The organism is Mycobacterium sp. NTMscope_Eco_3 (assembly GCF_976985685.1).
The window spans coordinates 5,874,886-5,888,893 of the sequence record NZ_CDRJYZ010000001.1 but is presented as its reverse complement, the minus strand read 5'-3'; the positions used below and the strand labels follow the sequence as shown (position 1 = coordinate 5,888,893).

Genomic DNA, 14,008 nt, shown 5'->3' with positions numbered 1-14,008 from the left:
CGCACGCTCGGCGGCAAGTCGGGCGCTCGGCGGCAAACCGGCAGCCGAAGGCGGCTAGCCGAGGATGAGGCCGGAGGTGGGCACGCCCGTACCCGCGGTGACGAGGACGTGCTCGACATCGGGCACCGGGTTCACCGAGGTGCCCCGCAGTTGCCGCACTCCTTCGGCGATGCCGTTCATGCCGTGGATGTAGGCCTCACCGAGTTGGCCGCCATGGGTGTTGATGGGGAGCCGGCCGCCGATCTCGATCGCGCCGTCGGCGATGAAGTCCTTGGCCTCGCCACGACCGCAGAACCCCAACTCCTCCAACTGAATCAGCGTGAACGGGGTGAAGTGGTCGTACAGCACAGCGGTCTGGATGTCGGTCGGCTTCAACCCCGATTGCGCCCACAACTGCCGGCCGACGACCCCCATCTCGGGCAGGCCGAGTTCGGGCCGGTAGTAGCTGACCATCGTGTACTGGTCGGGGCTGGAGCCCTGCGCCGCCGCCTCGATGATCGCCGGACGCTGCTTGAGGTCCCGCGCGCGCTCGGGCGAGGTCACCACGATCGCGACCGCACCGTCGGTCTCCTGGCAGCAGTCCAGCAGCCGCAGCGGCTCGGCGATCCACCGCGAATTCTGGTGGTCCTCAATGGTTATCGGCTTCTCGTAGAAGTACGCCTTCGGGTTCTTGGCCGCATGCTTGCGGTCGGCCACCGAAATCGCGCCGAAGTCCCGGCTGGTCGCCCCGGACAGGTGCATATAGCGCTGGGCGATCATTGCGACCTGCGCCGCAGGCGTCGAAAGCCCGTGCGGGTAGGAGAAGGAATTGTCGGCCGTGGTCGAATCCGCTTGTGCGCGGGCATCTCCCGCCAGCCGGGTCTGGACCTGACCGAACCGCATGCCGGAGCGCTCGTTGAACGCCCGGTACGCGACGACGACGTCGGCCACCCCGGTGGCGACGGCGATCGCGGCCTGCTGAACGGTCGCGCACGCGGCGCCGCCGCCGTAACCGATCTGCGAGAAGAACTTCAGGTCACCGATGCCGACCGCACGCGCCACCGCGGTCTCGTTGTTGGTGTCCATCGTGAAGGTGGTCAGCCCGTCGACGTCGGACGGGCTCAGCCCGGCGTCGTCCAGTGCATCCAAGACCGCCTCGGCGGCCAACCGCAGCTCGCTGCGACCGGAGTCCTTCGAGAAGTCGGTCGCGCCGATGCCGACGATCGCGGCTCGGCCGTTCAATAAACCCGCGGACATCTACGCACCCCCCATCGTCAGCGTCACGGTCGCGATGACGTGGTCGCCAAGGCTGTTGCGCCCGAACACCTTCACGGTGGCCAGGCCATCCTCCACGGCGGTCACCTCACCGGAGAACGTCACAGTGTCGTAGGCGTACCACGGCACCCCGAGGCGCAACCCGATCGACTTGATCAGCGCCGACGGCCCGGCCCAGTCGGTGACGTAGCGCTGCACCAGCCCGGTGTCGGTCAGGATATTGACGAAAATATCCTTCGAGCCCTTCGCGACCGCCTTATCACGGTCGTGGTGCACGTCCTGAAAGTCCCTGGTGGCCAAGGCGGTTGAGATGATGAACGTCGGGTCGCCGTAAAGCTTGAGCTCCGGCAGCGTGGCGCCGACCTCGATGACAGGCGCGCTCATGCCCGAGCCTCCGCGGGCTCCCACGCATAAAGGCTCCACTCCGGCCCGGTGTCACCGGCCGGGAAGTCGATATAGGTTGCCCGCACCAGCATTCCAATCTTCACGTTGGCGGCCTCGACGTTGCGCAACTCGCCGAGCATGCGCACGCCCTCCTCGAGTTCGACGAGGGCAATCACGAACGGCAGGGTGCGGCCGGGCACCTTCGGCGCGTGGTGCACCACAAAACTGAACACCGTGCCCTTGCCGCTGGCCACCACATAATCGATCGGCGCGGCCTTGTCCTGCCACACCGCCGGCACCGGCGGGTGCTGCAGGCTGCCGTCGGGACGCCGCTGGATCCTCAGCTCGTGCTCCTTGACGCCTTCCCAGAAGAACGCCGTATCGCGCGACGACGAGGGCCGCATCATCGCGGCCGGGTCGAGGTCGTCGGGCACCGACGACGCGGGCGCCTCTGCCTCGCGGGGCTTGAACTTGAGGATGCGCCAATTCATCTCGGCGACGTCCTCGTCGCCCACCCGCCAGATGATGTGCTGGTTGATGAAATAGCCTTCACCCAAACCGGTCTGCTTGGGCCCGACCACATCACCCATCTCCGAGGTGATGCTGACCTGCTCACCGGGCTGCAGGTAGCGGTGATAGGTCTGCTCGCAGTTGGTGGCGACCACGCCGATGTAGCCGGCGTTGTCGAACAGCTCCATGATGGGGCCCATGGGGTCGTCCTTCGGACGCTCCCCGCCCAGGCCGAACATGGTCCACACCTGAATCATGGCCGGTGGGGCCACAATCCCGGGATGCCCGACGGCGCGGGCGGCGGCCTCGTCGACATAGATCGGGTTGCTGTCGCCGATGGCCTCCACCCAGTTGTTGATCATCGGCTGGTTCACGGCATCACGGCCGGCGCGCGGCTTGGGCCCACCGGCGGCGTTGATTTCCGCGATGGCGTCCTGGATTTCGGTCATCGAGGCACCCTCGGCACTTTGAGTCCGGCGGCGGCGATCATCTCGCGCATCACTTCGTTCACGCCACCCCCGAACGTGATCACCAGGTTGCGCTTGGTCTGGGAGTCCAGCCAGTTGAGCAGGTCGGCGGTGTCGGAGTCCGCGGGGTTGCCGTACTTGCCGACGATTTCCTCGGCGAGCCGGCCGATGTACTGAACCCGCTCCGTGCCAAAGACTTTGGTCGACGCGGCGTCGGCGACGTTGATGTCCTCGCCGGCTGCGGCCACCTGCCAGTTGAGCAGTTCGTTGATCCGCCACATGGCGTGAATCTCGCCGAGCGCCCGCTTGACGTCGGCGTGGTCGATCGGCGTGACCCCGTCACTGCCCGGCTTGGACGCCCAGGCGTGTACCCGGTCGTAGATGCCGGCGGTGCGGCCGGCCGGGCCGAGCATGACCCGTTCGTTGTTGAGCTGGGTGGTGATCAACCGCCACCCGCCGTTCTCCTCGCCGACCAGCATGTCGGCGGGCACCCGCACGTCGTTGTAATACGTCGCGTTGGTGTGGTGGGCGCCGTCGGACAGGATGATCGGCGTCCAGGAGTAGCCGGGATCCTTGGTGTCGACGATCAGGATCGAAATGCCCTTGTGCTTCACGGCTTCCGGGTCCGTGCGGCAGGCCAGCCAGATGTAGTCGGCATCGTGGGCGCCGGTGGTGAAGATCTTCTGCCCGTTGACGATGTACTCGTCGCCCTGACGCACGGCGGTGGTCCGCAGGGAAGCCAGGTCGGTACCGGCCTCGGGCTCGGTGTAGCCGATCGCGAAGTGCACCTCGCCGGCCAGGATCGCCGGAAGGAACTTCTTCTTCTGCATCTCACTGCCGAACTGTTGCAGGGTCGGACCCACCGTCTGCAACGTGACCGCGGGCAGGGGCACGTCGGCCCGATGCGCCTCGTTGACGAAGATCGACTGCTCGATCGGGCCGAAGCCCAAGCCGCCGAACTCCTTTGGCCACCCGACGCCGAGCTTGCCGTCGCGGCCCATCCGCCGGATCACCGCGCGGTAGGCCTCGTTGTGGCGGTCCTGCTCCATCGCCTTCATCTCGTCGGACGAGATCAGGTTCGAAAAGTATTCCCGTAGTTCCGCTTGCAGCTGACGCTGCTCCGGAGTCAGGTCTATGAACATTGCGCTCCCACCAGATCGAGACGATGAGAAGGACCGCCGAGCAACCGGGTCAGGTCCTTGATCGTGGAGTAGTACCGGTGCATCGGATAGGTGATGTCCATCCCCATGCCGCCGTGCAGGTGGTGGCAGAGCTGCATCACCGGCGGCGCCTGCGAGGTGACCCAGTACCCGAGGACATCGAGGTCGTCGTCCGCATCGCGGCCTTCGGCCAGCCGCCACACGACCGACTTCGCCACCAAATCGATGGTGCGCGAGGCGATGTAGACCTCGGCGAGCTGGGCGGCCACGGTCTGGAACGTCGACAGCGGCTTGCCGAATTGCTTCCGGTTGGCCACATAGTCCGCGGTGAGGCGCAGCGCGCCCGCCACCAGCCCGTCGGCGTAGGCGCCGATGGAAGCCAGCGCCAGCTGGTTGACGCGGGGTGCGGTGGCACCCGCCAAGACATCGGAGTCGTCGACGGCGACGTCGGTGAACGTGACCGTGTACTCGTCGGAGTCGTTCGATGTCGGCGTTTGGACCACCTCGACGCCGCCGGCCTTCGGCGACACCACGACCACCGCGCTGTCGGCGGTGACGATCATCCAATCCGCTTGTCCGGCAAAGCCGACGCCGACCTTGGTGCCCGACAACCGGCCGCCCGCGAACGTGGTCGACGGCCGGTCCGGCAGCGCGGCGCCGGGCTCGTTGAGCGCCGCGGTCAGCACCCCGCCCTTCGCGACGCCCGCCAAAAACCGGTCCTGCTGGTCGTCGGAAGCCAGATCAAGCAGCGGCACCACGCCGAAACCCAGCGTGGCCAGGGCCGGTGTGATGGCGCCGTGGCGACCGATCTCCGTCAGCACGGTGGCGACCTCGGGCAGTCCCACCCCGTCGCCGCCGAGGCGCTCGGGCACCGGCAGCGCCGTCACACCCCCGTCGACCAAAGCGTCCCAACTCAATTCACGCTCGGACACCGACGTCACGACGTCGGCGACCGCCTGTTGCGTCGCGGTGAGATCGAAGTCCATCAGGACGTCACCGCGGACTTACCCGTGTAGTCGACCTGCCAATGCTTGATCCCGTTGAGCCATCCCGACCGCAGCCGCTCGGGCTCCGAAATCGGCTTCAGGTCGGGCATGTGGTCGGCCACGGCGTTGAAGATCAGGTTGATCGTCATGCGCGCCAGGTTCGCGCCGATGCAGTAGTGGGCGCCGGTGCCGCCGAAGCCGACATGGGGATTCGGGTCGCGCAGAATGTTGAAGGTGTGCGGGTCTTCGAAGACCTCTTCGTCGAAATTGGCCGACCGGTAGGACATGACGACCCGCTGGCCCTTCTTGATCCGCACGCCGGCCAACTCGGTGTCCTCGTTGGCGGTGCGCTGGAAGGCCGATACCGGGGTGGCCCACCGGATGATCTCGTCCGCGGCGGTCGATGGGCGCTCCTTCTTGAAGAGCTCCCACTGATCGGGGTTGTTCGCCATCGCGATCATGCCGTGGGTGATGGAGTTTCGCGTCGTCTCGTTGCCCGCCACGGCGAGCATGACCACGAAGAAGCCGAACTCGTCATCGGAGAGCTTTTCGCCGTCGATGTCGGCTTCGATGAGCGTGGTGACGATGTCGTCGGTGGGATTCTTGCCCCGCTCCTCGGCCATCGCCATCGCGTACGTGATCAGCTCCATCGACGACTGCGCGGGATCGACGTGCGCGTACTCCGGATCGGTGCCGCCGGTCATCTCGTTGGACCACCGGAAGAGCTTGTCGCGATCCTCCTGAGGGACACCGAGCAGACCCGCGATGGCCTGCAGCGGCAGCTCGCACGACACCTGCTCGACGAAGTCGCCGGCGCCCTCGGCCGCCGCGGTCTTGGCAATGTTCTGGGCCCGCTGGTCCAGCTCGGCCTCCAGCCGCCCGATGGCCCGTGGCGTGAACCCGCGGGAGATGATCTTGCGCAGCCGGGTGTGGTGGGGCGCGTCCATGTTGAGCATGACGCTGCGCTGCAACTCGACCTGCTCGCGCTTCATCTCCGGCGGCCACGTCGGGATGGCGCCGTTCATCCAGCTCGAAAAGACTTCGCTGCGCTTCGACACGTCCTTGACGTCGGCGTGCTTGGTCACGAGCCAGTAGCCGTGGTCCTCGAACCCGCCCGCGCCGTCGGGGATGTCGACCCAGTGGATCGGCTCCGCCTTGCGCAGCCAGGCGAGCTCCTCGACGGGCAACCCTGCGAGGTTGACGTCAGGGTCGAGGAAGTCGAAGTCGGCGGGAATGTTTGGGGGTGCCATGTAGAGTGCGCTCCTTTTACAACACTAATTGCAACGTGTTCTAGTGCCAGTAAAACACGGCTCCTGCGCAGATAAAAGGCAGGTCACCATCCTCGCTTGTCAGAGTAATGAAACGTGTTCTAGCCTGACGGAATGGGTAACCCGGTAATCGTCGAAGCCACCCGCAGCCCGATCGGCAAGCGCAATGGATGGCTCTCAGGACTCCACGCCACCGAACTGCTCGGCGCGGTGCAGAAGGCACTCGTCGAGAAGGCCGGCATCGACGCCGGCGACGTCGAACAGGTCATCGGCGGTTGCGTCACACAGTACGGCGAGCAGTCCAACAACATCAGCCGGGTCAGCTGGCTGGTGGCCGGCCTGCCGGAACACGTCGGCGCCATGACCGTGGACTGCCAGTGCGGCAGCGGCCAGCAGGCCAACGGCCTGGTCGCCGGGCTGATCGCGGCGGGTGCCATCGACATCGGCATCGCCTGCGGAATCGAGGCCATGAGCCGCGTCGGGCTCGGCGCCAACGCCGGCCCCGACCGCAGCATCCTGCGGCCCGCGTCGTGGGACATCGACCTGCCCGACCAGTTCACCGCCGCGGAGCGCATCGCCAAGCGGCGCGGCATCACCCGCGAAGAGATCGACGAGTTCGGCTTCTACTCGCAGGCCAAGGCCAAGCAGGCCTGGGACGAGGGCCGATTCGACCGGGAGATCTCCCCGATCGAAGCCCCGGCGCTCGACGAGAACAAGCAGCCGACGTCGGAGCGCGTCACCATCTCCCGCGACCAGGGCCTGCGTGAGACGACCCTGTCGGGTCTGAGCGCGCTGAAGCCGGTCCTCGAAGGCGGAATCCACACGGCGGGAACGTCGTCGCAGATCTCCGACGGTGCGGCGGCCGTGCTGTGGATGGACGAGGACAAGGCCAAGGCCCTCGGGCTGCGGCCGCGCGCCCGCATCGTCAGCCAGGCGCTGGTCGGCGCCGAGCCCTACTACCACCTCGACGGACCGGTGCAGTCGACGGCCAAGGTGCTGGAGAAGGCCGGCATGAAGATGGGCGACATCGACCTCGTCGAGATCAACGAGGCCTTCGCCTCGGTGGTGTTGTCCTGGGCGCGCGTGCACGAGCCGGACATGGCCAGGGTCAACGTCAACGGCGGCGCCATCGCGCTGGGCCACCCGGTGGGATCGACCGGCAGCCGGCTGATCACCACCGCCCTGCACGAGCTGGAGCGCACCGACCAGACCACCGCGCTGATCACGATGTGCGCGGGCGGCGCATTGTCGACCGGCACCATCATCGAGCGCATCTAGTTCCCCTTGCTCGTCTCCGAAGAGCGCCGCATCGCCGCGGCGCAGTCCTACATCGACGCGCTGGTCAGCCATGACGGCGACGCCGTCCCGTTCGCGGCCGGCTGCACCCGCATCGAACAGGGAATCAAGAACGGGTTCTCCGGAAATCATCTGCGGCGCAGCCTCAATCGTGGGCCGCAGTATCGGTTGCTCGCGCACACGACGACGCCGGAGTACCGCATCGACGGCGACGACGTGCACGCCGCGTACCAGGTGCTGACCAAGGCGGCGTTCGGCGGCCGTCGGCTCGCCGCGCACGTCACCGAGACCTTCGTCATCCCGGCCGAAAGCCCAAGCGGGAAAGCCGAAATCCACCACATCAAGGTTCGCTTCCACCCCTTCATTCAGCAGCGCCGATAACGACGCGGCCCGCATGGCGGGGTGCGGCGGAGCCGGCCAGATCGAGCACAGAGGACCGCAATGGAAAAGCCCAAATCTCTGAATTCGCCCGTCACCGGCTTCTTCATCAAGTGGATGTCGCGGGTCAACACCTGGATGTATCGCGTCAGCAAGGGCAAGTGGGGCGGCACATTCCAGAAGAGTCCGGTCGCGCTGCTGACCACCACGGGCCGCAAATCCGGGCAGCCACGCGTGAGCCCCCTGCTCTATTTGCGCGAGGGCAATCGGGTGATCCTGGTGGCATCTCAAGGCGGCCGCGACAAGCACCCACTGTGGTACCTCAACCTCAAGGCGGACCCGAAGGTCTCGGTGCAGATCAAGGACGAGGTGCTGCATCTGCAGGCGCGCGACGCGTCGGAAGAAGAGCGCAAGGAGTACTGGCCGAAGTTGGTCGCCATGTATTCCTCGTTCGACGATTACCAGTCGTGGACCGATCGGGTGATCCCGGTCGTCATCTGCGATCCCTAAGTTTCGATTCGCCCGGATTGGGAACCATCCTGGGCAAGATGTCCGACCGTCACTGGATCCGCAATTCTCGCCCGATTGCGCTGCTGCTCAAGTACTTCGCGCGCGCGCACATTTGGGTGTACCGCCGAACCAACGGCAGGATCGGCGCGAAACTGCTGAGGTTCCCGGCGGCGCTGCTGACGACGACCGGACGCAAGTCGAACGAGCCGCGGACCACCGCAACGCTCTACCTGCGCGACGGAGAACGGGTGATCTTGCCCGCCTCCTTCGGCGGGCGCGACGAGGATCCGCTGTGGTATCTCAACCTTCAGGAGAATCCCGAGGTGCGGGTGCAGATCCGTGCCCAGCGCCTGGAATTGATCGCGCGCGACGCGACCGACGCCGAGCGCGAACGCTATTGGCCGCCCCTGATGCGGATGTACCCGCCGTACCGCAGGTACCGCGAAGCCGCCGACCGGGTCATCCCGCTCGTCGTGTGCGAACCCCCTCGGCGAACGTGCACTGACGGCGAGAAATCGACGAAATCATCGCCGTGAGTGCACGTTCGGCGCCGCGCTAGGCGCCGTAGACCGGAACCGGCGGGCGTGCCTTGGCGAGCAGGTCGGCGACGACGCGCCCCAGCTCCGCGGGATCCCACCGCGCCCCCTTGTCGATCTCCGGCCCGTGCGCCCAACCCTCGGCGACACGGATCTTGCCGCCCTCGACCTCGAACACCTTGCCGGTCACGTCGCGCGATTCGGCGCTGCCCAGCCAAACCACCAGGGGCGAAACGTTTTCCGGGGCCATCGCATCGAAGTCCTGGTCCTGGGTGGACATCATCTCGGCGAACACGGTCTCGGTCATGCGGGTGCGGGCCGACGGCGCGATGGCGTTGACGGTGACGCCGTAGCGCCCCATTTCCGCCGCGCCGACGAGCGTCATCGCCGCGATGCCCGCCTTGGCGGCGCTGTAGTTGCCCTGACCGACGCTGCCCTGCAGGCCGGCGCCCGAACTGGTGTTGATGATCCGAGCGTCAACGGTTTTGCCCTCTTTGGACAGCCCACGCCAATATGACGCGGCGTGCCGCATCGTGGCGAAGTGGCCCTTGAGGTGCACGGCGACGACGGCGTCGAACTCGTCCTCGCTGGTGTTGGCCATCATCCTGTCGCGCACGATGCCGGCGTTGTTCACCAAAACGTCCAGGCGGCCGAAGGTTTCGACCGCGGTCCGGATCAGGCCGGCCGCCTGGTCCCAGTCGGCGACGTTGGAACCATCGGCGACGGCTTCGCCACCGGCGGCGGTGATCTCGTCGACCACACCCTGGGCCGCGCTGCCGCCGCCCGCCGGCGAACCGTCGAGGCCCACCCCGATGTCGTTGACCACCACCCGCGCACCCTCGGCGGCGAAGGCCAGCGCATGCGCGCGACCGATACCTCCGCCGGCTCCGGTGACGATGACGACGCGGCCGTCAACCACTCCCATAGTTGTTGTCTCCTCTACTTGACCGCGCTCGCGGTCGTGGTGGACAGGTAGTGCGGCGGCTCGCCGCCGCCGTGTACCTCCAACGAGGCCCCGCTGATGTAGGAGGCCGCGTCCGAGGCCAAAAACGCTGCGGCCCAACCGACGTCATCGGGCTTGGCCAGCCGGCCCAACGGCACGTTCTTCGAGATCGCGGCGATCGATTCGGCGTCACCGTAGAACAGTTCCGACTGCTCGGTCTCCACCATGCCGACCACACAGGCGTTCACCCGGACCTTCGGCCCCCATTCGACCGCCAGGGTCTGGGTGAGGCTTTCCAGGCCCGCCTTGGCCGCCCCGTAGGCGCCGGTGCCGGGCGAGGGCCGCCGGCCGGACAGGCTGCAGATGTTGACGATCGACCCGCCGCGCGGCTGGCCTTGCATCTTGTCGTTGGCGTGCTGCGAAACCGAGAGCGCCCCAATCAGATTGAGTTCGATGATCTTGCGGTTGAACTTGGCGCTGGACTCCGCGGTCAGCACGTAGGGCGATCCCCCGGCGTTGTTGACCACGACGTCGAGGCCGCCGTGCCGCTCCGCGACGGAGTCGATCAATTCCTTGACCGCGTCGTCATCGCGGACGTCGCAGGAGTGGAACTCATACGGCAGCCCCTCGACCGGCCGTCGCGCGCAGGTGACGACGGTGGCACCCTGGGCGGCGAAAACCGCGCTGATGCCGGCGCCCACCCCGCGAACGCCGCCGGTGACCAGAACCACCCGCCCGGCCAGCCCCAAGTTCATGACTTCTTCAAATGGGGGGCATGCTTCGGCGCGAGTCACTGTGCTAGCGTACCAAGCAAGTGCTTGCTTAGGTAGTTACCCCCACAAGGAAGTGGCACCGTGCCCATCACATCCAAAACCACCGAACCGGGCATCGTCGCGGTCACCGTCGACTTCCCGCCCGTCAACGCCATCCCATCGCGCGGCTGGTTCGAGCTGGCCGACACCATCACTGCGGCCGGCCACGACCCGCAAACCCACGTCGTCATCCTGCGGGCCGAGGGCCGCGGCTTCAACGCCGGGGTCGACATCAAGGAGATGCAGCGCACCGAGGGATTCACCGCGCTGATCGACGCCAACCGCGGCTGCTTCGCCGCGTTCCGCGCGGTCTATGAGTGCGCGGTGCCCGTCGTCGCGGCCGTGAACGGATTCTGCGTCGGCGGCGGCATCGGCCTGGTCGGCAACTCCGACGTCATCGTCGCCTCCGAGGATGCCACCTTCGGGCTGCCGGAGGTGGAACGCGGCGCCCTCGGCGCGGCCACCCATCTGTCCCGGCTGGTGCCCCAGCACCTGATGCGGCGGCTGTTCTTCACCGCCGCCACCGTCGACGCCGCCACCCTGCACCACTTCGGTTCGGTGCATGAGGTGGTGCCGCGGGACCAGCTGGACGAGGCCGCATTGCGGGTCGCGCGGGACATCGCCGCCAAGGACACCCGGGTCATCCGGGCGGCCAAGGAGGCGCTGAACCTGATCGACGTGCAACGGGTCAACTCGAGTTACCGCATGGAACAAGGCTTTACGTTCGAACTCAACCTGGCCGGCGTGGCCGACGAGCACCGCGACGCGTTCGCCGGTACGACGAAGGGCAAGGACGCGTGAGCGACAAGAGAACCACTCTCGACGAGGCCGTCGCGCAGGTGCGCAGCGGCATGACCATCGGCATCGGCGGCTGGGGATCGCGGCGCAAGCCAATGGCATTCGTGCGCGCCCTGCTGCGCACCGATGTCACCGACCTGACCGTCGTCACCTACGGCGGACCCGACCTGGGGCTGCTGTGCTCGGCCGGCAAGGTGAAGCGCGTCTACTACGGCTTCGTCTCGCTGGACTCCCCGCCGTTCTACGACCCGTGGTTCGCCAAGGCCCGGGCCGCCGGGGCGATCGAGGCCCGCGAAATGGACGAGGGCATGCTGCGCTGCGGGCTGCAGGCCGCCGCACAACGACTGCCGTTCCTGCCGATCCGGGCCGGGCTGGGCAGTTCGGTGCCCGACTTCTGGGAGGGCGAGTTGCAGACCGTCACCAGCCCGTATCCGGCGCCCGGCGGCGGCCACGAGACGCTGATCGCCATGCCGGCGCTGCGCCTGGACGCCGCCTTCGTGCACCTCAACCTCGGCGACGCCCAGGGCAACGCCGCCTACACCGGCATCGACCCGTACTTCGACGACCTGTTCCTGATGGCCGCCGATAAGCGCCACCTGTCGGTGGAGCGCGTCGTATCCACCGAGGAGCTGGTCAAGGCGGTGCCACCGCAGGCCCTGCTGGTCAACCGGATGATGGTCGACAGCGTCGTGGAGGCGCCCAACGGGGCCCACTTCACCACCGCCGCACCGGATTACCGGCGCGACGAGAAATTCCAGCGGCACTACGCCGAGGCGGCCTCGACCGACGAGGGCTGGCAGAAGTTCACCCAGACCTACCTGTCGGGCAGCGAGGACGACTACCAGGCGGCGGTCCGCGCATTCGCAGAGGAGGCGTCCAAGTGAGCAGCACCCGCGCCGAGGTGTGCGCAGTGGCCTGCGCCGAATTGTTCAGGGACGCAGGCGAGATCATGGTCAGCCCGATGACCAACATGGCCTCGGTCGGGGCGCGGCTGGCCCGATTGACGTTCTCCCCCGACATCTTGCTGACCGACGGCGAGGCCCAGCTGCTGGCCGACACCCCGGCGCTCGGTGCGACCGGAGCCGTGGAGGGTTGGATGCCGTTCGGCCGGGTGTTCGAGACGCTGGCCTGGGGCCGCCGCCACGTGGTGATGGGCGCCAATCAGGTTGACCGGTTTGGCAATCAGAACATCTCGGCGTTCGGCCCGTTGCAGCAGCCCAAACGTCAGATGTTCGGCGTCCGCGGCGCCCCCGGCAATGCCATCAACCACGCGACCAGCTATTGGGTGGGTAACCACTCCAAGCGCGTGTTCAGCGAGAAGGTGGACGTGGTCTGCGGGATCGGCTGGGACAACGTCGATTCCGGCAATCCGGCATTCCGCTTCGCCAACACGTACCGGGTGGTGTCGAACCTCGGCGTGTTCGACTTCGGCGGGCCCGACCGGACTATGCGGGCGCTGAGCCTGCATCCCGGGGTCGCGCCGGAGGAGGTCCGCGAAGCTACCTCGTTCGAGATTCATGGGCTCGAGGACGCCGAGGAGACCCGGCTGCCCACCGAGGACGAACTGCGCCTCATCCGCGAAACGATCGACCCGAAGTCGTTGCGCGACCGAGAGATACGCTGATGCCCAGATTGCGCACGCCGCTGACCGAGCTGGTCGGTGTCGAGCACCCGGTGGTGCAAACCGGGATGGGCTGGGTGGCCGGGGCGCGCCTGGTTTCGGCCACCGCGAACGCGGGCGGGCTGGGCATTTTGGCGTCGGCCACCATGACGCTGGACGAATTGGCGACGGCCATCGCCAAGGTCAAGGCCGCCACGGACAAGCCGTTCGGCGTGAACATCCGCGCCGACGCAGCCGACGCCGGCGATCGGGTCGATCTGATGATCCGGGAAGGCGTCAAGGTGGCGTCCTTTGCCCTGGCGCCCAAGCAGGAGCTCATCGCCCGGCTCAAAGAGGCCGGCGCGGTGGTGATTCCGTCGATCGGCGCGGCCAAGCACGCCCGCAAGGTCGCCGGGTGGGGCGCCGACGCGATGATCGTGCAGGGCGGCGAGGGTGGCGGGCACACGGGCCCGGTCGCCACGACGCTGCTGCTGCCCTCGGTGCTGGACGCCGTGCGGGGCACCGGCATCCCCGTCATCGCCGCGGGCGGATTCTTCGACGGGCGCGGCCTGGCGGCCGCCCTGAGTTACGGCGCCGCCGGCGTCGCGATGGGCACGCGCTTCCTGCTGACCTCGGATTCGACCGTGCCCGACGCGGTCAAGCGGCGCTACCTGGAATCGGCGCTGGACGGCACCGTCGTCACCACCCGCGTCGACGGCATGCCGCACCGGGTGCTGCGCACCGGCCTGGTCGAGAAGCTGGAAAACGGGTCGCCGGTACGGGGTCTGACCGCCGCGGTGCGCAACGCGGCCAAGTTCAAGCACATGTCACGGATGACCTGGCGGTCGATGATCAGCGACGGCATGGCGATGCGGCACGGCAAGGAGATGACCTGGTCGCAGGTCGTCATGGCGGCCAACACCCCGATGCTGTTGAAAGCCGGTCTGGTGGATGGCAATACGGACGCCGGGGTGCTGGCCTCCGGGCAGGTGGCCGGCATTCTCGAGGACCTGCCGTCGTGCGCCGAGCTGATCGATTCGATCGTGCGTGACGCCATTGAGCACCTGCGGGCAGCCTCGTCCTTTATCGAGGACTGACAGCTCCGC

Annotated in this window: 16 protein-coding genes; 8 read left to right on the top strand and 8 right to left on the bottom strand. The window is 67.3% G+C overall.

The features are described from left to right. Positions 1-54: 54 nt before the first annotated feature. From AC0KTM_RS27610 to AC0KTM_RS27585, 6 genes are read right to left on the bottom strand one after another with little or no spacing between them, the layout of a single operon-like run. On the bottom strand, positions 55-1,236 hold the full coding sequence (locus AC0KTM_RS27610; protein WP_225326269.1) for a lipid-transfer protein: 1,182 nt from the start codon (positions 1,234-1,236) through the stop codon (positions 55-57). Continuing rightward, a complete protein-coding gene (locus AC0KTM_RS27605) occupies positions 1,237-1,638 on the bottom strand; it encodes a MaoC family dehydratase (protein WP_472417258.1) in 402 nt (133 codons plus the stop codon). After that, positions 1,635-2,597: a bifunctional MaoC family dehydratase N-terminal/OB-fold nucleic acid binding domain-containing protein gene (locus AC0KTM_RS27600; RefSeq protein WP_472417256.1), complete on the bottom strand. Its 963-nt coding sequence runs from the start codon at positions 2,595-2,597 to the stop codon at positions 1,635-1,637. The genes AC0KTM_RS27605 and AC0KTM_RS27600 overlap by 4 nt, the downstream gene beginning before the upstream one ends. After that, positions 2,594-3,757: an acyl-CoA dehydrogenase FadE29 gene (gene fadE29 / locus AC0KTM_RS27595; protein WP_225326266.1), complete on the bottom strand. Its 1,164-nt coding sequence runs from the start codon at positions 3,755-3,757 to the stop codon at positions 2,594-2,596. The genes AC0KTM_RS27600 and fadE29 overlap by 4 nt, the downstream gene beginning before the upstream one ends. Beyond that, positions 3,748-4,761, bottom strand: a complete 1,014-nt coding sequence (locus AC0KTM_RS27590; protein WP_225326265.1) for an acyl-CoA dehydrogenase family protein — start codon at positions 4,759-4,761, stop codon at positions 3,748-3,750. The genes fadE29 and AC0KTM_RS27590 overlap by 10 nt, the downstream gene beginning before the upstream one ends. Further along, the gene (locus tag AC0KTM_RS27585; protein WP_472417254.1) at positions 4,761-6,011 is read right to left on the bottom strand and encodes a cytochrome P450; all 1,251 of its coding nucleotides are present in this window, start codon (positions 6,009-6,011) and stop codon (positions 4,761-4,763) included. Before AC0KTM_RS27585 ends, AC0KTM_RS27590 begins: the two co-directional genes overlap by 1 nt. 132 nt (positions 6,012-6,143) lie before the next feature. On the opposite strand from AC0KTM_RS27585, the gene AC0KTM_RS27580 reads away from it, so the two are divergent. From AC0KTM_RS27580 to AC0KTM_RS27565, 4 genes are read left to right on the top strand one after another with little or no spacing between them, the layout of a single operon-like run. Next, positions 6,144-7,307, top strand: a complete 1,164-nt coding sequence (locus AC0KTM_RS27580) for a steroid 3-ketoacyl-CoA thiolase (RefSeq protein ID WP_472417252.1) — start codon at positions 6,144-6,146, stop codon at positions 7,305-7,307. Positions 7,308-7,313: 6 nt separating this feature from the next. Further along, positions 7,314-7,706, top strand: coding sequence for a DUF8021 domain-containing protein (locus AC0KTM_RS27575; RefSeq protein WP_238955689.1), 393 nt, complete (start codon positions 7,314-7,316; stop codon positions 7,704-7,706). A gap of 60 nt (positions 7,707-7,766) precedes the next feature. Beyond that, positions 7,767-8,213: a nitroreductase family deazaflavin-dependent oxidoreductase gene (locus AC0KTM_RS27570; protein WP_225326261.1), complete on the top strand. Its 447-nt coding sequence runs from the start codon at positions 7,767-7,769 to the stop codon at positions 8,211-8,213. Positions 8,214-8,251: 38 nt separating this feature from the next. Further along, entirely contained in the window at positions 8,252-8,749 is a 498-nt protein-coding gene (locus AC0KTM_RS27565; protein ID WP_472417250.1) for a nitroreductase family deazaflavin-dependent oxidoreductase, read from the top strand. A 19-nt stretch (positions 8,750-8,768) separates the two neighbouring features. On the opposite strand, the gene AC0KTM_RS27560 is transcribed toward AC0KTM_RS27565, so the two are convergent. Both AC0KTM_RS27560 and AC0KTM_RS27555 read right to left on the bottom strand, forming a co-directional pair. Next, positions 8,769-9,674: an SDR family oxidoreductase gene (locus tag AC0KTM_RS27560; protein ID WP_472417248.1), complete on the bottom strand. Its 906-nt coding sequence runs from the start codon at positions 9,672-9,674 to the stop codon at positions 8,769-8,771. 14 nt (positions 9,675-9,688) lie between these two features. Then, the gene (locus AC0KTM_RS27555; RefSeq protein WP_238955686.1) at positions 9,689-10,447 is read right to left on the bottom strand and encodes an SDR family oxidoreductase; all 759 of its coding nucleotides are present in this window, start codon (positions 10,445-10,447) and stop codon (positions 9,689-9,691) included. A gap of 99 nt (positions 10,448-10,546) precedes the next feature. Here AC0KTM_RS27555 and echA20 point away from each other — a divergent pair, with 99 nt between their 5' ends. From echA20 to ipdC, 4 genes are read left to right on the top strand one after another with little or no spacing between them, the layout of a single operon-like run. Beyond that, positions 10,547-11,305, top strand: a complete 759-nt coding sequence (gene echA20, locus AC0KTM_RS27550) for a (7aS)-7a-methyl-1,5-dioxo-2,3,5,6,7,7a-hexahydro-1H-indene-carboxyl-CoA hydrolase (RefSeq protein WP_238955685.1) — start codon at positions 10,547-10,549, stop codon at positions 11,303-11,305. Beyond that, positions 11,302-12,186 (top strand): cholesterol ring-cleaving hydrolase subunit IpdA, encoded by an 885-nt coding sequence (gene ipdA / locus AC0KTM_RS27545; protein WP_238955684.1) that lies wholly within the window; start codon positions 11,302-11,304, stop codon positions 12,184-12,186. Before echA20 ends, ipdA begins: the two co-directional genes overlap by 4 nt. After that, positions 12,183-12,926: a cholesterol ring-cleaving hydrolase subunit IpdB gene (ipdB, locus tag AC0KTM_RS27540; protein ID WP_238955683.1), complete on the top strand. Its 744-nt coding sequence runs from the start codon at positions 12,183-12,185 to the stop codon at positions 12,924-12,926. The genes ipdA and ipdB overlap by 4 nt, the downstream gene beginning before the upstream one ends. Next, positions 12,926-13,999, top strand: a complete 1,074-nt coding sequence (gene ipdC / locus AC0KTM_RS27535; protein WP_225326254.1) for a (3aS,4S,5R,7aS)-5-hydroxy-7a-methyl-1-oxo-octahydro-1H-indene-4-carboxyl-CoA dehydrogenase — start codon at positions 12,926-12,928, stop codon at positions 13,997-13,999. The genes ipdB and ipdC overlap by 1 nt, the downstream gene beginning before the upstream one ends. The last annotated feature ends 9 nt before the right edge of the window (positions 14,000-14,008 follow it).